Origin of the sequence: Flavobacterium chilense (genome assembly GCF_001602525.1) — a bacterium.
Lineage (GTDB): Bacteria > Bacteroidota > Bacteroidia > Flavobacteriales > Flavobacteriaceae > Flavobacterium > Flavobacterium chilense.
Genome location: NZ_LSYT01000004.1, coordinates 205,795 through 224,976, shown reverse-complemented (window position 1 = coordinate 224,976; position 19,182 = coordinate 205,795). Strand labels below are relative to the sequence as shown.

General features: G+C 34.2%; 14 protein-coding genes and 1 tRNA gene. 5 read left to right on the top strand and 10 right to left on the bottom strand.

All coding sequences use genetic code 11. From position 1 onward, the window contains the following. Window positions 1-167: 167 nt before the first annotated feature. A complete protein-coding gene (locus tag A4F88_RS11920) occupies window positions 168-1,688 on the bottom strand; it encodes a hypothetical protein (protein ID WP_068842838.1) in 1,521 nt (506 codons plus the stop codon). A gap of 224 nt (window positions 1,689-1,912) precedes the next feature. On the opposite strand from A4F88_RS11920, the gene A4F88_RS11915 reads away from it, so the two are divergent. From A4F88_RS11915 to A4F88_RS11900, 4 genes are all read left to right on the top strand, one after another. Then, entirely contained in the window at window positions 1,913-2,344 is a 432-nt protein-coding gene (locus A4F88_RS11915; protein ID WP_068842837.1) for a PaaI family thioesterase, read from the top strand. Window positions 2,345-2,347: 3 nt separating this feature from the next. After that, complete coding sequence (locus A4F88_RS11910; RefSeq protein WP_068842836.1) at window positions 2,348-3,424, top strand: chorismate-binding protein; 1,077 nt, start codon at window positions 2,348-2,350, stop codon at window positions 3,422-3,424. Between the two features lie 96 nt (window positions 3,425-3,520). Further along, window positions 3,521-4,237: a bacillithiol biosynthesis deacetylase BshB1 gene (bshB1, locus tag A4F88_RS11905; RefSeq protein ID WP_068842835.1), complete on the top strand. Its 717-nt coding sequence runs from the start codon at window positions 3,521-3,523 to the stop codon at window positions 4,235-4,237. 66 nt (window positions 4,238-4,303) lie between these two features. Then, window positions 4,304-4,377, top strand: a tRNA-His gene (locus A4F88_RS11900). 124 nt (window positions 4,378-4,501) lie between these two features. Here A4F88_RS11900 and ypfJ read toward each other — a convergent pair. From ypfJ to A4F88_RS11855, 9 genes are all read right to left on the bottom strand, one after another. Then, window positions 4,502-5,350, bottom strand: coding sequence for a KPN_02809 family neutral zinc metallopeptidase (gene ypfJ / locus A4F88_RS11895; RefSeq protein WP_068842834.1), 849 nt, complete (start codon window positions 5,348-5,350; stop codon window positions 4,502-4,504). 94 nt (window positions 5,351-5,444) lie between these two features. Continuing rightward, window positions 5,445-9,494 carry a PAS domain S-box protein gene (locus A4F88_RS11890; RefSeq protein WP_068842833.1) on the bottom strand — a complete coding sequence of 1,350 codons (4,050 nt, stop codon included), beginning with the start codon at window positions 9,492-9,494 and terminating at the stop codon, window positions 5,445-5,447. A 92-nt stretch (window positions 9,495-9,586) separates the two neighbouring features. Continuing rightward, entirely contained in the window at window positions 9,587-10,375 is a 789-nt protein-coding gene (locus A4F88_RS11885; RefSeq protein WP_068842832.1) for a hypothetical protein, read from the bottom strand. 113 nt (window positions 10,376-10,488) lie between these two features. After that, window positions 10,489-11,817, bottom strand: coding sequence for an aldehyde dehydrogenase (locus A4F88_RS11880; RefSeq protein WP_068842831.1), 1,329 nt, complete (start codon window positions 11,815-11,817; stop codon window positions 10,489-10,491). Window positions 11,818-11,893: 76 nt separating this feature from the next. Further along, window positions 11,894-12,583 carry an RluA family pseudouridine synthase gene (locus A4F88_RS11875; RefSeq protein ID WP_068842830.1) on the bottom strand — a complete coding sequence of 230 codons (690 nt, stop codon included), beginning with the start codon at window positions 12,581-12,583 and terminating at the stop codon, window positions 11,894-11,896. Window positions 12,584-12,627: 44 nt separating this feature from the next. After that, window positions 12,628-12,978, bottom strand: a complete 351-nt coding sequence (locus A4F88_RS11870; protein ID WP_068842829.1) for a four helix bundle protein — start codon at window positions 12,976-12,978, stop codon at window positions 12,628-12,630. 67 nt (window positions 12,979-13,045) lie between these two features. Beyond that, window positions 13,046-13,864: a 3-methyl-2-oxobutanoate hydroxymethyltransferase gene (gene panB, locus A4F88_RS11865; RefSeq protein WP_068842828.1), complete on the bottom strand. Its 819-nt coding sequence runs from the start codon at window positions 13,862-13,864 to the stop codon at window positions 13,046-13,048. Window positions 13,865-13,913: 49 nt separating this feature from the next. Then, window positions 13,914-15,110 (bottom strand): SH3 domain-containing protein, encoded by a 1,197-nt coding sequence (locus A4F88_RS11860; RefSeq protein WP_068842827.1) that lies wholly within the window; start codon window positions 15,108-15,110, stop codon window positions 13,914-13,916. Between the two features lie 99 nt (window positions 15,111-15,209). Then, complete coding sequence (locus tag A4F88_RS11855; RefSeq protein WP_068842826.1) at window positions 15,210-16,637, bottom strand: L-serine ammonia-lyase; 1,428 nt, start codon at window positions 16,635-16,637, stop codon at window positions 15,210-15,212. Window positions 16,638-16,954: 317 nt separating this feature from the next. Between A4F88_RS11855 and A4F88_RS11850 the strand changes: the two genes are divergently transcribed. After that, window positions 16,955-19,102, top strand: a complete 2,148-nt coding sequence (locus tag A4F88_RS11850) for a cation:proton antiporter (protein ID WP_068842825.1) — start codon at window positions 16,955-16,957, stop codon at window positions 19,100-19,102. The last annotated feature ends 80 nt before the right edge of the window (window positions 19,103-19,182 follow it).

Sequence of the window (19,182 nt, the reverse complement as noted above, 5' to 3'; positions counted from 1 at the left end):
CTTAAAGTCTTAAAATTAATACGTTTAGTTCTTAGGGCAAGATTACAGCTTTAAAGCAAAAAACGTGTTAAGTGATGATTATGTTTTGGTTTTAAACATAATATGAAGACTCTGACAACAAAAGTCTGCGTTCACAATTTCAAAGAAACTTATTTAAACTTCTGATTTTATTTAGAAGGGAAATTTTTACTTTGATAAGCGCCTAAATCTGGCGGGGAAGTTCTTGTAATTCCTAAAATATCTTGCGAAATTATATAAGCCGGATTCCCTTTCGCGAAAGCAGCAGAAGTTTTATCAATGTTCAGTTGATTTTTAGAAACATTATAATATTTCGGATTTTCATTTAAAATGATTTGGTTGTAATGCACTGCATCTGTTTTAAACTGATAATCAGGATTTGTGCTTGAGCTGCTAAATTTCAATAAGCAATTATTCAGTTGATAGACAAATGGAGTAGTGGCATTTTTATTCAAATTAAATTCGTTAGTACCGGAACCATAAATAATACAATTGTTGAAAGTAGCTTGTGTCAACGGATTTGTTTCCGGAGTTGCGCCAGCCTGACTGTTACTTAAGTTAACGGCAAACTGTGCACTGCTTTGCCAGTTGTTGTTGAACGTGCAATGGGTAAAAATATAATTTCCACCATAAACACATGATAAGCTTGTTAAACCGGCATAATTAATCACAATGTTTTCTCCGTTAATACGGGCATTTTGAGCTAAAATTCCATATTCGGCGCAATTGTAAATCTGCGTGTTTTTAATTTGAATTGTCGTTGTGTTGTCCGGATTATTTAGGTTTAAACCTGTAATTGCATTTTTTAAAGTAAGGTGGTTTATCAAATGATTTTTGCTTCCTTTTGATAAGATCACAGAGTTCCACTGTCCGGGAATATCATCGTAAAGAGATTCTAAACGATCGCCTTCAAAAATTACTTCATTTTCTAATTTATCTGTTGCAGATACAGCTCCATTAATCTGAAGTGTTGCTTTGTTATCTATATAAAGTCCGGAATTAGCATGAAAAAAAACTCTTGCTCCGGCTTCAAAAGTTACGGTTTTGCTTTCGGGAACGCCTGCAAAGCCATAAATCACGTATGGTTTTTTGTTGGTAAAGAGTAATTCATTTCCGTTTACAGGATCGCTTTCGTTCAGATAAAAACCATCAACTGCTTTTCCGTCAATTTGAATTTTTTCTTTAGTTCCGTCGGCATTTTGTTTTGGATATAGGAAAACAGCATCCTGAATCAGCGTGACCAAAGCAACTTCCTGAAGATTAGCACCACTGTCAAACTGAATTTTATCAGTATATAAAAAGTCTGTTGGATTGGCGTCTGTAATATCTGCTGTTGTTTCTATAAAAATATACAAACTGTCTTTGGCTAAAAGTGTGACGTCTTTAAAAATTTTGCCATTGTTTCCGCTCATTCCGTCAACTGTCATTCTGTATTTAGAATTTAAACCGTTTTTAAGCTGAATCACCGGAATCGAAATATCATTTTTACTTTGGTTGTAAACTTTGAGCTGATAGGTACTGGAACCAATATTTTTAAATACGGTATCAAGATAAACAGTATCTTTTGAAAACTTTAAATCTCCGGAACTGGCAACGGTATCAAAATCAGTACGACAAGAACTGAAAGCTATAATTATTCCGAAAATTAAGAAGACAAAGTGTTGACGCATTTGAATAGGTTTAGTTTTTTGCTAGAGATTTTGGCTGTATAAATTTTTTAAATCTGTAAAACCTGTAGCAAAAAAAGCTATTTCGGCATCAGATCTGTAATTGAATCTTTTTGTAAAAATAACAAAAAACTTACACGTTTACCGATGATTTTTAATTTAGAATTGGATTTTCTAATTTGTATCTCTTCTTTTCTTTAATTTTACGATTTTAAAGCCTAATTTAAATGAATTATACAAAAGAGCAGGTTTTAGCGCGTTGTAATGAATTTTCTAAAAACACGCTAATGGAAACGCTAAAAATAGAATATATAGATGCCGGAGATGATTTTTTGACTGCAAAAATGCCAGTAAATCCTTCAGTTCACCAACCTATGGGACTTTTACACGGAGGTGCTTCTGTAGCCTTGGCAGAAAGTGTAGGCAGCGCAGCATCATTTTTCTTTATTAATCCAAAAGAGCAGGAAGTACGCGGAATCGAAATTTCGGCAAATCACTTAAAAAGTATTCGCGAAGGCTGGGTTTTTGGAACAGCAAGAATTATTCACAAAGGAAGAAGTATTCATCTTTGGGAAATTAAAATTACAGATGAAGCCGGAAATCTGATTTCGCTTTGTAAACTGACCAATATGGTTTTAGAAAAAAAGAAAACAGAATAGAACATGAATGACTTTTTTTCTAAAATAAAACAACATTACAAAAAGCATTTACCTTTTGTGATGTATTCTAAGCCTAATTCGACTAGCATTTTTGGACTTTTACAGCAAAACAATACTTTGCATAAAATCTCTGACTATAAAGAGAAAGGTTTTGTTTTTGCTTCTTTTGATGAGAAACAACTGATTTTGATTCCGGAGAATGAATCTGAAATTATTACAACAGAGCAATTGGATCTTACTTTTGAACCTGTCGAAATAGATGATCTGAATTTTGATACAGCAGCTAAAATGCAGTATGAAAGTTTAGTTGCAAAAGGAGTTGAAGCGATTAAGAATGACGAATTCAAGAAAGTGGTTTTGTCCAGAAGAGAAGAGGTTAATTTGGCAGGATTTGATTTTGTAGCCACTTTTCAGCATTTGATCGAATTGTACCCAACGACTTTTTCGTATTGTTTTTTTCATCCTGAAGTTGGATTCTGGATGGGCGCAACACCTGAACAATTATTAAAAGCTAACGGAAATGTTTTTGAAACGATGGCTTTGGCAGGAACGCAAAAAGCAACGCTGGAAAGTGATATTTCCTGGCAGCAAAAAGAAAAAGACGAGCAGCAATATGTTACGGACTTTATTGTAAAAAGACTCCGCGAAGTAGCTTCATCAGTAAATGTAACAGAACCGTATAGTGTAAAAGCAGGATCGATCTGGCATATTAAAACAGATATCTCAGGCGTACTGAATGATAATTCGACATTAGAAGAAGTAATCGACACATTGCATCCAACGCCTGCGGTTTGTGGTTTGCCCAAGAAAAAAGCAAAAGTATTCATTGTAGAAAATGAAAATTACGACAGAACGTTTTATACCGGTTTTCTGGGCGAATTAAACAGCAGCTTTGCCCATAGTGACATTAGTTCTGATTTATTTGTAAATTTACGAAGTATGCAAATTCAGGATAATAAAGCGATTTTGTATATGGGATGCGGTATTACAAAAGAAAGTATTCCTGAAAAAGAATGGGAGGAAAGCGTCAATAAATCCATGACGATGAAAAGGGTTTTGAAAATAGAAAATAGAACATAGAACACAGAAAATAGAATAAAGAGTATAGATAAAAAATCAATTTTAATTTTAGAAAATTGTAATTGAAATTGATTTTTGACATTGATATTAAAAATTATGAAATTAGACATATTAGCTTTTGGGGCACATCCTGATGATGTAGAATTGGGTTGTGCGGGAACGATTTTAAAAGAAGTTTCTCTTGGAAAGAAAGTTGGAATCGTTGATTTAACGCGTGGCGAATTAGGAACGCGTGGTACGGCAGAAATCAGAGATGAAGAGGCAAAAGCTGCAGCAAAGATTTTAGGCGTTTTAGTGCGCGAAAATCTGGCAATGCGTGATGGTTTTTTTACCAATGACGAAAAACATCAGCTGGAAGTGATTAAAATGATCCGAAAATATAAACCGGAAATTGTATTGTGTAATGCGATTGATGATCGCCATATTGACCACGGAAAAGGAAGTAAATTAGTTTCGGATGCCTGCTTTTTATCAGGATTAATGAAAATCGAAACTTCGATCGACGGAGTGAATCAGGAAGCATGGAGACCAAAGGTGGTGTATCACTATATTCAGTGGAAAAACATTCAGCCTGACTTTGTAGTTGATATTACCGGTTTCGAAAAGAAAAAGGTTGAAGCGATTATGGCATACAAAACACAGTTTTATGATCCGGATTCAAAAGAACCTGTAACGCCAATTACAAGTAAAAACTTCTTTGAGAGTTTAAACTATCGTGCGCAGGACTTAGGAAGATTGGTTGGTAAAGATTTTGCCGAAGGTTTTACTGTTGAAAGATGTTTGGCAGTCAATAGTTTAGAAAATTTATTGTAAATTTTTCATTTTTTTCTTTGTAGAACTCAACCTTTGTTCTATATTTGCACTCGCTAAGCAAAAATGGTGGTTGTAGCTCAGCTGGTTAGAGTAGCGGTTTGTGGTGCCGCGGGTCGCCGGTTCGAACCCGGTCAGCCACCCAGAAATTTAAAGCCTTGAAGAAATTCAAGGCTTTTTTTGTTTTCAACAGTAAACAAAATTGAACAATAAAAAAGCACAACGGTTAAGTTGTGCTTTTTTGGTTATTATAGTTTGGTTTGTGAATTATCTTATTTCATCAAAGGTATTCCCTTGTTTGATGTCTCCGGTTTTAAAACCTTTTTTAAACCAGTACATTCTTTGCTCTGAAGTTCCGTGCGTGAAAGAATCGGGAACCACATGTCCCTGCATCTTACTTTGAATCGCATCGTCACCAACAGCATTGGCAGCACTTAGAGCTTCTTCGATATCTCCGGTATCTAAATTTTCCTGATTATAATGTGTCCAGACTCCGGCATAGAAATCAGCTTGTAATTCTAAGGCTACAGATAGTTTATTAGCTTCGGCTTCGCTTTTTCCTTGTTGTGCCTGATGCATTTTTGCTGAGGTTCCCAGTAAGGTTTGCACGTGATGGCCAATTTCATGCGCTATAACGTACGCAATGGCAAAATCACCACCCTTAGCTCCAAATTTATTTTTTAGTTCCTCAAAGAAGCCTAAATCCATATATACTTTTTGATCTCCCGGACAATAAAAAGGCCCTGATGCGGATGATGCACCGCCACAAGCTGTATTTACCGAACCTCTAAAAAGGACTAATTTTGGATTTTTATAAGTCATTCCGTTCTCCGCAAATATTTTACCCCAAATGTCTTCATTATCGGCAAGGATAACACGAACAAAATTCCCCATTTCCTCGTCTTCTTTGCTTAACGGAGCAGCAGCTTCAGTTTGTTGTTGTCCGCCTTGTACTTGTTCTAATACATTTCCTATAGTCTGGCCGGTTTCACCACCAAAAACATTTAGTAATAAAATTATAATACCAATAATTCCACCTCCAACGGCTACTTTTCCGCCAGAGATACCTCTTCTGTCTTCTACGTTATCACTTTGTCTTCTGCCTTGCCATTTCATATAATGTTGTATTTTAGCTTATTGTGTTCTTAATGTTATACGAATTTATATTTTTTTTGGGAATAATAGGATAAGAGATGCTATTAAGTTTTAACTATTTTAACCATTTTACCAAAGCTTCTTCAACGATGCCTTTCATGATTGGTTTTGAAATATAATCGTCCATTCCGGCAGATAAACATTTGTTTCGTTCTTCTTTTTCTGCACCTGCGGTTACGGCAATTATCGGAATATCTTTTCCAGTTTTGGTATTTCGGATGGCTTTTGTAGTTTCATAACCATTCATAATAGGCATTTGAATATCCATGAAAACCAGGTCCGGATTGATCTTTTCAAATTGGCTTACAGCATCATAACCGTTTTCACATTCATAAATATAAGCACTGTTATACAGATTTTTAATAATAGTTTTTAAAAGCAGCATGTTTACTTTGTTGTCTTCTACAATTAAAAACGTAATGTTTTTTTGATTGTGGTTGATATTATTGGTGCTTAATTCGAGATTTATTTTTTTAAGCTCGGCATTGTACTTTTCGTTAATGCTTTGATTGCTTGTTTTTAAATTCAGATCAAAGTAAAAATTACTACCAATATCAATTTTGCTTTCCAGTTGTAGTTTACTGTCCATTAAGGCTAATAACTGATTAGAAATGGTTAACCCTAAACCGGTTCCTCCAAATTTTCTCGTTGTGGAGCTATCTTCCTGAGAGAAAGCTTTAAAGATTTTTTTCTGATTTTTTTCCAGGATTCCAATTCCGGTATCAATGACAGAGAATCGAATGGTGTAATTGTTGTTTTTGCTTTTGGATAAAACAGAAACATTTAATTTAATTGAACCTTCATTGGTAAATTTTACTGCGTTTGAAAGTAAATTGATTAAAATTTGTTTGATCCTTACAATATCTGTCCAGATGTATTTAGGAACATCAGGATCTACATTGAGTTCTAATTCAAGATTTTTTTGATTGGATTCGTAAACAATTAGATCGAAAACCTGACCCAATACTTTTTTAATATCATACAAATCAATGAAAAGTTCCAGTTTTCCGGCTTCGATTTTAGAAAAATCAAGAATATCGTTTATAATCTCCAACAACGAATGTGCTGACTGATTGATGGTTGTCATGTACTTTTCCTGAATTTCTTCAAGTTCAGTTTTCATCAGTAAATGTGTAAACCCAATAATACCGTTTAGCGGTGTTCTGATTTCATGCGACATATTGGCGAGAAAGTCTGATTTCGATTTATTGGCGGCTTCCGCCAGTTGTTTGGCTTTTATCGCGTCTTCGGTTTCTTTTTTGTTGGTAATATCAAAGTAAATTCCACCCACAAATTCGATCTCGTCTCCTTTTTTAATCACGTCTCCAAATTCTTCTACCCAAATAAATTCGCCGGTTTTTTTTCGAATACGATAAACGTTATGCAAAGGCATTCCGCTTTGTAGATTGTCAATCTGACTGTTGATGACTTCATCTTTATCATCAGGATGAATCAATGATAAAAACGATAAATTATTTTCGATAAATTCTGATTTGGAGTAACCTGTCAGATTTAAAACTTCATCGTTAAGGAATATTTTAGTCGAAAAGGCATCAAATTTTGATAAATAAACGGTACCCGGAATATTGTTAGCGATTAATTTGAACTTCTCTTCACTTTCGATAATTTTTGTTTCTTTCTGGTTTCGTTCCAGAGCTGATGAGATGTTATTGGCCAGAACCTGAAAAATATAAATTTCTTCTTCAGACCATTTTCTTTCTTTGGTACAGTCATCAAAGCCTATAAATCCTGTAAAAATATCGTTGATATAAAGCGGCAAAATCAGGATCGATTTGATTTCGTTGTCCATTAGTAACTGCCTGAAAAAAGTATCCTGAAGTTTTCGGGTATGTGTATTGACAATTTTTTTGTTAGCAGCAGCTTCGTAAATTTCTTTTAGATGATCTTTTGTAAGCGGTTGCGTTTTTGTAATCTGATGTGCTACTCCTTGTCTGGACCATTTGTATTTTTGACTTACAGTATCATTTGTAAACTCTTTTTCGTAGTAATACATATGATCTACTTTTGCTGCTTTTCCTATTATATCATAGGTTTCCTGAAACATTTCCTGAGTTGTTTTACTCATCAAAAACTTTTCGGTACAAAGTGACAGTGCAGAGAGTAACTGACTTTTAAATTCTAACCTGCGTTCAGCTTCTAACCGCATTTGGGATGAAATCGCAAGCGAAATCACATCGGCAATGGTTCGGGCGTAATTAATGTCTTCGTTATCCCAATCCCTTTTTTCTTCGGTACTTTCAAAACAAATTACACCTGCCAATTGCCCGTTTAAAAAAATCGGAACATCCAGCATTGATTTAATGTGATTTTTGGTAAAATACAGTCTTTGAAATTCTGATGTTTCTAGTTTGTTGAAAACATCGGGAGCATTGATAATAGCTTTGCTTTTTAATGTTTCAAAATAGATTGGATATGATTCTTTGTCAAGAATGTTTTTATCGTTCAGATTTTGATTATCAATACTGAATAAGTTTTTGCAGCTAATTACATCTTTGTAATATTTCCAGAAACTAACCCGGTTTGTTTTTGTTACAGATGCAGCTTCTTTAATAATATAATCAATAACAATGTCTAGATTGTCATATCTGCTAAAATCTGTGGTTGATAATTTATTGGTCGAATTATTATAAGCTTCAATTTTTTTAAGGCGCTTTTTTTTCTCGTTTTCGATGTTTCTGATGTCGGTAATATCACGGGCTATTCCGGCAAATCCAATTGTTTGTCCTAAATCATTTTTGCGTACAATGATCTTTTGTGAAATCCATAGTTTTTTTCCGTTTTTCTTTAAGATCGGAATTTCTATGGTTGGAAAATTGTTTTCGTTGAGTTCCAGGTTTTCGTAAAAATCAACGGCATTTCGCTGGTAATTTTCATGGATGAAATTGGAGTAGTGCTGCGAAATAATTTCGCTTTCGGCATAACCTAAAATCGAGAACCCAAAATCGTTTATAAACGTAAAATATCCGTCAGAATCAATTTCGAAAATAATATCTGTAGCCGTCTGAATCAGATTTTTGTATTGGTCCCGAACGATAATTTGTTCGGTAACATCCTGGCCAATACTGATTATAAGATCGTCAGAGAATTTTTTATCTTTCCATTGGATGTATTTGTATTCTCCGTTTTTGCTTTTTAATTTCCGGATATAAAGCGTGTTTTCCGGATAATTGAAGGTTTGTATCGAATTAGAATCAATTTCTTTTGTCAGTTTCCAGAATCGGGATCCCATAACTTCATCCGGTAAATAACCTAATATTGCGGTTATCGTTTCACTGCAAAATAAGACTTCATTTTTATGGTTTGTAGCTATTGTAAGCGAATTTCCTTTATGTACAATTTCGTTTGTAAACCTGAAATTATCACGATTATTAAGCAAAACGGCATATTTTACCTGATTGATTATAAATATCAGGATGCAAAAATTGATAAGCAGTATAGATGATTTTACAGAAATCAAATGAAAAATGACAGTAGTAATAAGGAAGGTAAACACTAAGCCTACAAAAAGCCAGTATATTTTTATGGGTTTTAAAACACTGTAGGAAAAGTAAAAAGAGATTAAAAAAACGATAATGGGAACAATATCATTTCGCAGAAAAATAATATTGTGGGCAACGTAAAAGATATAGATGAAGAAAAAGAATATGAATAGTGGCTGAACTTTGTCACGCAAAAATTTTACTTTTTCTGTTATAACATAAATAAGCAGAACAGCAAAGCCAATAGATACGTTTGTGATCAAGAGGCTTTTTGGCCGGATTTTAAAAATTTCGTTGATAATTTCGATTACAATTACTGCAATACCAAAAAACAGGATATAGAGCTGATATTCTCTGTTTACAGTTTCTGTTTCGAGTTTCTTTTCGATAAAATAACCTATCCGGGATTTAATTTTAAAGAACTGATAAACCAGAATTCCTAAAAAACCTAATAAAGCGAGACCTAAAATGATTAGTTTAGGATTGTTGTAAAAGATTATTTCAGAGTTAAAAACATACCAATTTGTTATAATTGATTTTAAGGTATTACCAATTGCGGTAATTCCTGAAATCAACGACTTAAAAAGACTACAGTTTGCTACCATAGAATTTGGGGTATGTTTGGTTTAGTAAAAATGGCTTTTTGAAAATTCAGACCGAGTAGGTAAGGCTCGTGTTGTTCAGAACTTTCTATTTTTTAAAAATCCGATTTTCCGATAGCGTCAATTGGATCTTCTTTGTCAACTTTAAAAATGGCACAATATATTGCATAAGTCATCGAATAGCTAAACGGGATTGTAAAGAGTACTCCAATACAAAATCCGCAAAAACCAACAAGTATAGCCCCAATAATGGTAATGATTAAGGCTAATAATATTAATGGTTGTTTAGATATAAGGATGAAACTTGATTTTATAGCGTTCAGGGCTTTTAAGTTTCCGAATACAATAAGCGGAATCGTTAAAAAGGTGAAAAAAGAAATAGACAGAGAAATGATAAAGCCTAAGAAATTTAGCTTGAAAAGTTCTAACAATGTCGATATTCCGCCACCAATTAATGAAATCAGTAAAGTGGAAAGGAAAATTTGAAAAAAATGATGTGTTTTGTAGTAGGTAAAAATGGTTGCTACTTTAAACTCCTCGTCTTTTTGTGCACAGTCTGCCATTTTTAGAAATCCGGCACTAAAAGGGCTAAACAATGCCGATATCAGTGATGAGCCAATAATATAATATGCCAGTTGAAGCTGTGATAAATGCTGAGGCTGTATGTTGAAAAATTCAGGATTGCTTATTTTGTCAACACCAAAAATTGTCACTAAAATACTATAAGCTATGAAGCCAAAAAATACTGAAAAAACCAATAATATTAATCCTGCGTAAAGCGCTATTTTTTTATAGTTTTCAAAAGCATAGTTAAAGACATTTGAAAAATCTAAGGCATAACCATGATTTTTAATGTCTTCGATTTGATCTGGTATAGATTTCATTTTGACTGAGTAGAATTATTTTATGTTTTTTGTGATTTGTAATGGTTAAGCAAACGTAAATATAATATTTTTAATCAAATTCGCTTAAAAATCTAAAAAACATTACTCATTTTCTACATCCAGTCTAATAATCGCTTTAATGATGCCAGTTTGTCTTTGTAAGGTGCATAACGCATAGGAAGATCCAGCCAGTTTGCTTTTTTTACAACTGCTTTATGATGTGAAAAAATATCAAAGCTCAACTGACCATGATAAGCCCCGATACCACTATGTCCTACACCGCCAAAAGGCAGTCTTTTATTGGAAAAATGAACGACAGTATCATTAATACATCCGCCTCCAAAAGAGTAGGTTGTAATAAGTTTTTTTGCAAATGATTTATTTTCACTAAAAACATAAAATGCAAGAGGTTTCTCATATTGACTGACGATGTTATGAATTTCAGATTCTGTTTCGTAAGTAAGAATTGGTAAAATAGGTCCAAATATTTCTTCTTTCATGACAGGACTGTCTAAAGCCGGGTCCTCAATCAGAGTGGGAGAGATATATAACTTTTCGGCATCAGTTTCTCCGCCAAAAATTACTTTTTCGCGTTCAATCATACTGTCCAGTCTAACCCAGTTTTTGGTGTTGATGATACGGGCAAAATCCGGAGATTTTTCCATTTTTTTGCCATATGCTTTTATGATTTCTTCTATTAAAAAAGAAATAAAATTGACTTTCATATTCTTTTGGATCACGATATAATCCGGTGCAATACAAGTCTGACCTGCATTAATAAATTTTCCCCATACGATACGTTTGGCCGCTAGTTTTAAATTAGAAGTTTCATCAATTATACAAGGGTTTTTTCCGCCCAGTTCAAGAGTAACAGGGGTTAAATTTTCTGCTGCGGCTCTGGCGACTATTTTTCCAACAGCGACACTTCCGGTAAAGAATATATAATCCCAACGTTGCGCCAGAAGTTTATTCGAGACTTCGACTCCGCCTTCAAAAACTTCAACATGATTAACATGAAATGTTTTTTCGATGATTTTGGTTATAATGGCGGAGGTATGCGGTGTAAGTTCTGACGGTTTCAAAACGACTCTGTTTCCTGCTGCTACGGCAGAAATTAAAGGGCATAATGCCAATTGAAACGGATAATTCCAGGGAGCAATTACCAATACGTTTCCGTAAGGTTCTTTAAAAATATAATCTGTAGAAGGAAAGTTAAGGATTGACGGAAAAACACGTTTTCGTTTTGCCCATTTGTTGATGTTTTTGATCGTGTCTTTAAGTTCCGAAATGACATAATTTGTCTCGGTTAAAACAGCTTCAAATTCCGGCTTTTTAAAATCATCGTACAAAGCTTTTACAATTAAGTCTTCGCTTTTTTGAATGTTGTACAACAATTTTTTGAGCGTTTCTTTTCTGTATCCGATGTCGTTTTTAAAGTCCATTTTATGATCAACTTGTTTTTTTAGTGTATGCAAGTTAATCGATAAAAATTAAAAAATTAACAATTTAATCATAAAATCAAATGGCGTTCCAGATGGTTTCGTCCGGAGTTGGTGCTATGATTGTAATGTTCTCTTTGGAAACAGGATGAATGAAAACTAATTTTCGGGCATGAAGATGAATTCCGCCATCAGGATTACTTCGGTCAAAACCATATTTTAGATCGCCTTTTATTGGAGAGCCAATTGCTGCCAACTGTGCACGAATTTGATGATGGCGACCCGTATGTAAATTGATTTCGAGTGCGGTGTAATTTTGAAGTTCTTTAATGATCTTATAATCCAGACTTGCCAGTTTGCTATCAGGAACTTCTTTTAAATGCGCTTTCGAAGTATTGTTCTTTTCGTTTCTTTTTAAGTAATGAACTAATTTGGCAGATGTTTCGGAAGGTTTATTTTTTACCACTGCCCAATAGGTTTTCTGCGTTTCACGATTACTGAACATTTCGTTCATTCTGGTTAACGCTTTACTGGTTCTTGCAAAAACTACAATTCCGGTTGTAGGTCTGTCTAAACGATGAATCACCCCCAGAAATACGTCACCAGGTTTATTGTATTTGTCTTTAATATATTCCTTTACAATATCTGATAATGGTTTGTCACCTGTTTTATCACCTTGTACAATATCACCAACACGTTTATTAACCACAATGATGTGATTGTCTTCGTGTAATATCTGGAGATTGTTTTTGTTAGAAAGTATTTTCAAAATCGATTTTTAGATTATTGGATTTTTAGATTGTTGGACTAAACTTAAGTTAAAGTAGATCTAAATTTTGATGTCATTTTTACAATTCTATCGAGATTAAAGCACAATTCATCTAGTTTGATCTGATTTATATAACCTAAATCAAAAGAGATTAATAGTTGAGTTTCAATTTCAAAAATAGAACCAATTGCAATTTCAAGAAACCTTGAAAAATCTTTGTTACTGCTTCGTGAACATCCTTCTGCTATATTTGAAGGTACAGACACAGAAGCACGACGAAGTTGATTGGTTAAACCGAATTTTTCTGATTCGGGGAAATTGGATGTAATGTTATAAATTTCAGAGCAGAATTTTCTACTTGATTTCCAAATTTCCAAATCTTTAAATCTGTGCATTATAATTTTTAATTTATTTAGCTAGTTGCTTCCGGCAATCGAAAAATCCAACAATCGAAAAATCTATCTAGTATTGTTCACCAGCATTTGGAAAATCACTAGATTTAACATCAGCAGCATATTGACCAATTGCTTTTGTCATTTCTTCGTACAGATTTAAGTAACGACGTAAGAAACGCGGGCTGAATTCATTATTCATTCCTAACATATCATGAATCACTAAAACCTGTCCGTCTACGCCGCCTCCGGCACCAATTCCGATAACCGGGATTGAGATACTGTCAGCTACTTTTTTGGCAAGATCAGCAGGGATTTTTTCTAAAACAACGGCAAAACAGCCTACTTTTTCAAGTAGTTTTGCATCTTCGATTAGTTTTTCGGCTTCCTGATCTTCTTTGGCACGAACGCTGTAAGTTCCAAATTTATAGATAGATTGCGGTGTTAAACCCAAGTGTCCCATAACCGGGATTCCTGCATTTAATATTTTTTTGATTGATTCTTTAATTTCTTTTCCTCCTTCAAGTTTTACAGCGTGTCCGCCGCTTTCTTTCATGATTCTGATTGCAGAACGCAAAGCTTCTTTTGGGTCAGACTGGTAACTTCCAAAAGGCAAATCTACCACAACCAAAGCTCTTTCGACAGCACGAACTACAGATGAAGCGTGATAAATCATTTGATCTAAAGTAATTGGCAATGTCGTTTCGTGACCTGCCATAACATTTGATGCTGAATCGCCCACTAAAATCACATCGACTCCTGCGGTATCGACAATTTTAGCCATTGTAAAATCGTAAGCAGTTAACATAGAGATTTTTTCTCCGTTGCTTTTCATTTCGATTAATGACTTTGTTGTGATTCTTTTATAATCTTTTTTTGCTACTGACATTTTGTTTTTTTTTGAAGGTGTAAAAGTATTGAATAATTATAGATTGGAATCAGCAATAGAAGAATATTTCGATAGAAAAAAGTTTTCCGTCTTTGAATTCGACTCTGAATTGACTGTCTTCCAAAAGAATAGAATATATATGCGGCGCCTTTATCGAAGCATCGATATAAGTCCCGTATTTTTCGATAAATGCTTTTTCAGATACGGTATGATCTAATATTGCGTTTGGGTTTAAGATCAGTTTATTGTTTTCGTTAATGAAAACTTTCGTTATTTCTGCCTGATTTTTTTGTTCATCTACAGATGCTTCTAAATCCGGATAATAATAAAAAAGCTCACTTAAATAAATCCCGCATTCATCGCTTACATTTGCCTTTTTTGGAGGCTTTCCAAATGTTTTTATCAGCTCTTTTTGAGAAAAATACCAGGATTTTGTTCTTACTCCTTTCAAAACAAATTCAGATTTTTTAACAAAGGCAAGAACTTCTTCAGGGCTTTTATGTTTGGCTAATCCTTTGGCTACAGCCATATTTAGTTCTGTATCAGAAAGAAGTTTAGGATCATTTATTTGTTTTACAACTTCGTAATATCTTTTATAAGCCGGAGCCAAAGTTTCTTTCTCGCTATTCCAGGCTAGTTCTACAAGTCTTTCGCCAATGGTTTTGCGTTCTGTAATATTGCTAACATCGAGCTTGTCAAAGTCTTTTAGTAAAGAATTAAAATCAGGTCTTTTGCCAACAAATTTTCTGAGTGTAAATCGGGCATATTCATCACTAAACTGACCGCTTATATTTACCCAGTCTTCCTGGTTTTTAGGTAAATAATTAATGGCTACAGGATCTCCTGCAAATAAAATTTCTCTGATTTTTGAATTTTTATCGGGTAATGCCCTGGCTTTTAAACCGGCTACTAAAACAAAAAGATGGTTTCCGCCGTAGTAATTATCTCCCCCGTCTAATATTGGATTTTCGGGGTCTTTGGTTTTTACATCTTTAGCATTCAGGCGGGTGGCAACATATTTTTCAGGGATATAACCTTCAGATAAATTATCGGCTTTTACTTTATACCATCCGTTTTTACTTTCAGATAATAACTGAATTTCGGCACCATATTTAAAATAACCTAAAAAATCAAAAGCATTTGCCGAAGTATATAAGCGAGTATCTGAATTAATGAAATAACGTTCCTGAGCATGTAGTAAAACAGAGCATAAAAAGAATGCTGCTATAAATTGGTATTTTTTCATTCAGTTGATTTTTTTTGTTTGCCACGAATTTCCGCTAATTTTTATATGCGTAAAGCAAAGGTTAAATTTTAATTCGTGAAAATTCGTGGCAAACTTTTTTTAGCAATCCGCCATGTTTACTGCAATTGCCAATCCTCCTTCAGAAGTTTCCTTGTATTTAGAATTCATGTCTTTTGCAGTTTGCCACATCGTATTGATAACCTTGTCTAAAGGAACTTTGGCATTTTTGGAATCAGTTTCAAGCGCTAATTCGGCAGCATTTATGGCTTTTATAGCACCCATTGTATTTCTTTCAATACACGGAATCTGTACCAAACCTCCAATCGGGTCACAGGTTAAACCTAAGTGATGTTCCATAGCGATTTCGGCAGCCATTAAAACCTGAGCAGGAGTTCCGCCCATTAGTTCGCAAAGCGCTGCAGCAGCCATTGATGACGAAACGCCAATTTCGGCCTGACATCCGCCCATTGCAGCAGAAATCGTAGAACCTTTTTTAAAGATACTTCCAATTTCTCCGGCAACCATCAGGAATTGCTTGATTTCTTTTTCGCCTGCATTATGGTTTTCAATCACCAGATAATACATTAAAACTGCCGGGATAACTCCTGCACTTCCGTTTGTTGGCGCTGTAACAACACGTCCCAGAGACGCATTTACTTCGTTTACGGCAAGTGCAAAACAACTTACCCATTTAAGGATCTGACGAAATTTAACTTCGGTTTTTCTGATTTCTTCCAGCCAGCTTTGCGGATCTGTATAATTCGATAAACCTATTAAGTTTTGGTGCATATCAAAAGCCCTTCTGCGTACGTTTAATCCGCCCGGAAGAATGCCTTCAGAATGACAGCCAATGTACATACATTCTAACATCGTATTCCAGATACGCATCAATTCAGAGTGAATTTCAGCTTCTGAACGCATTGATTTTTCGTTTTCATAAACAATCTCAGAGATCGATTTGTTTTCTGAAACGGTATAGTTTAAAAGTTCAACCGCATTTTGAATCGGAAACGGAAACGCACATTTTATCACCTCTTTGATTTTGGCATTTTCCCGTTCTTCTTTAACCACGAAGCCTCCTCCAATGGAGTAAAAAGTAGATTCATATTCAGAATCGTCATTTTTGTATGCCGTGAATTTTAATCCGTTGGCATGAAAAGGAAGAAACTCTTTATTGAATACAATATCCTGAAGAAAATAAAAAGGAATATGGTATTGGTTTGCCAAATTGATTTCGTTTTTATCTTCGATATTTTTGATAATTCCGGCAATATTTTCGACCGGAATATATTCAGGATCCTGTCCGCTTAAACCTAACATTACAGATAGATCGGTAGCATGACCTTTACCAGTTAAGGAAAGTGATCCGTATAAATCGACTTTTACACGTTTAATTTGGTCTAAAATTGATTCGTTTTTTAACTCTTCTAAAAAACGTTCTGCGGCTCTCCAGGGCCCTAAAGTATGCGAACTTGAGGGACCAACGCCAATTTTAAGCATATCAAAAACAGAGATACATTCTTCCATTGTGCAATATTTATTAAGACAAAGATAATTGAATAATGCAATGAACATTTATTTTCGTTTGTAAATGTTGCAGTTTTGTTAAAATAAATATTAAATTTTAGTAATTTGATAACGAAACAAATTTAATTGCTTAATATGCAGTTTTCGTTCAGAGTTCGCATTTTTTTTAGGTATTTTTGTAATGAAGCAATCACTAAAGAATCCGGTTTTATTGTTTTTAGCATAAATCCGAAAATTAATAACTTCTTACATTTCATTTTAATTTGGATGCCTTTTTACGAAAAATTGAAATACCACTAAGAAGATAAAATTACATTATGATAGAATTTTTCAAGCATTTTTTACAAGAATTCGAATTACCGCTTAGCAATCCAGTATTGATTTTTTCGTTAATACTTTTCATTATTCTCTTGTCGCCTATTTTACTTAAAAAAATTAATATTCCTGGAATTATTGGGCTTATTATTTCTGGTGTGATCATTGGACCTCACGGACTTAATATTCTGGCAAAAAATTCAGCCGTTGATTTATTCTCTACAATAGGGCTTTTGTATATTATGTTTATTGCAGGCTTGGAACTAGACATGAACGAGTTTAAAGCCAACCGCAATAAAAGTTTATTATTTGGTTTTTTTACTTTTATTCTCCCACTTTCTATAGGATTTCCTGTTTGTTTTTATTTACTGAAATATGATTTTAATGCGAGTTTTTTAACCGCGAGTATGTTTGCTACACACACTTTGGTGGCATATCCTATTGTAAGTAAGCTTGGCATTGCCAAAAATCAGGCGGTTGCTATAACAGTTGGAGGTACAATATTGACCGATACAGCCGTTTTGATTATTCTGGCAGTTATCATGGGAAGCAGTCAGGGAAACCTAAATCAGGCTTTTTGGATAAAATTAAGTGTTTCACTGGCGATTTTTTCTGCTATTATGTTCCTCGTGATTCCAAGAATTGCAAAATGGTTCTTTAAAAAACTGGAAAGCGAAAAACACGCCCATTATATTTTTGTACTCTCTGTGGTTTTCTTTGCAGCGTTTCTAGCCGAAGTAGCAGGAGTAGAGCCTATTATTGGAGCGTTTGTTGCCGGTTTGGCACTTAATCCTTTAATTCCGCATTCGTCAGCATTGATGAACCGAATTGAGTTTATTGGAAATTCATTGTTCATTCCGTTTTTCCTGATTTCTGTGGGAATGCTGGTTGACATTAGTGTCATTTTAAGTGGGCCAACAGCATTAATTGTAGCAGGAACATTGAGTGTTGTAGCTATTTTTGGAAAATGGATCGCAGCCTTTTTTACTCAGATTGTTTTTAAATATACTAAAACCGAACGACAATTGATTTTCGGATTAAGCAGTGCACATGCTGCAGCAACTCTTGCCGTTATTCTGGTTGGATTTAAAGCTCAGATTCTGGATGAAAATATCTTAAACGGAACCATTATCTTAATTTTGATTACGTGTATTGTAGCCTCGTTTGCGACTGAAAAAGCGGCTAAAAAAATCGCGATTTGCGAGGAAGAAGTTTCGCATGAAGAAGCAAACAGTGATCAGATTCTGGACGAGCACATTTTGATTCCGTTGGCTAAAACTTCGGCAACAGCCAGTTTATTAGACTTTGCACTTTTAATAAAAGATAAAAAATCTGCAAATCCTGTAACGTTGTTAACGATTGTACCCAATAACGATCAGGCCGAAAAAAATATTTTAAAATATAGAAAAGCAGTCGATAAATTTGTTATTCAGGGATCAGCATCTGAGGTGAAGATAAATACGATCGCCAGAATTGATCATAATCCTGCGAGCGGAATTGCCAGAACTTCTAAAGAAATCATGTCGGATATTGTGATTGTAGGCTGGCCGAGAAAAACAGGTTTTCTGGATAAAATTTTTGGTGAAAATGTAGATTCAATTATCAACAATGTTGGTAAAAGTTTGTTTATCTGTAGGTTTCAAAAAACATTTATAGAAGAAAAGAGACTGGTTTTTATTTGTCCGCCTTTTTCTGAAAGAGGAGTTGGATTTCATTTATTATTGCAAAAAATCTGTCGATTATCACAAGAATTAAGTATTCCGATTGTCATTTATGCCGAATATAAAACACATCAGGCTATTCAGCAAATTGCAAATAATCTAAAACTGAATGCCAAGCTTGGATTTAAAAGCATTTTGGATTGGGACAATTTTGAATCTATTTCGGATGAAATTAAAACAACAGACTTAATTGTTTTTAATCTTGCCAGAAAAGGTGCTGTTTCGTATCAGTCAATCTTTGATAAATTACCTCAAAAATTCGAAAAATCATTTAATGACAATAACCTCATTTTGGTATATGCACAAGACGACCGTAAAGGAACTTCGATGGATGCTTACGAAGATTTTACCGCAACTCCATTAACAAAAGGTCTTGAAGCCATTGAGCAGATTGGAAGAGGGTTAGGGAATATTTTGAAGAAAGGTTAGAATAAATACATTTATAGCATTATAAATGAAAAGAAATTTTCTAGTAATTGTAATTGATATTTATAAAATTTGTAACAATT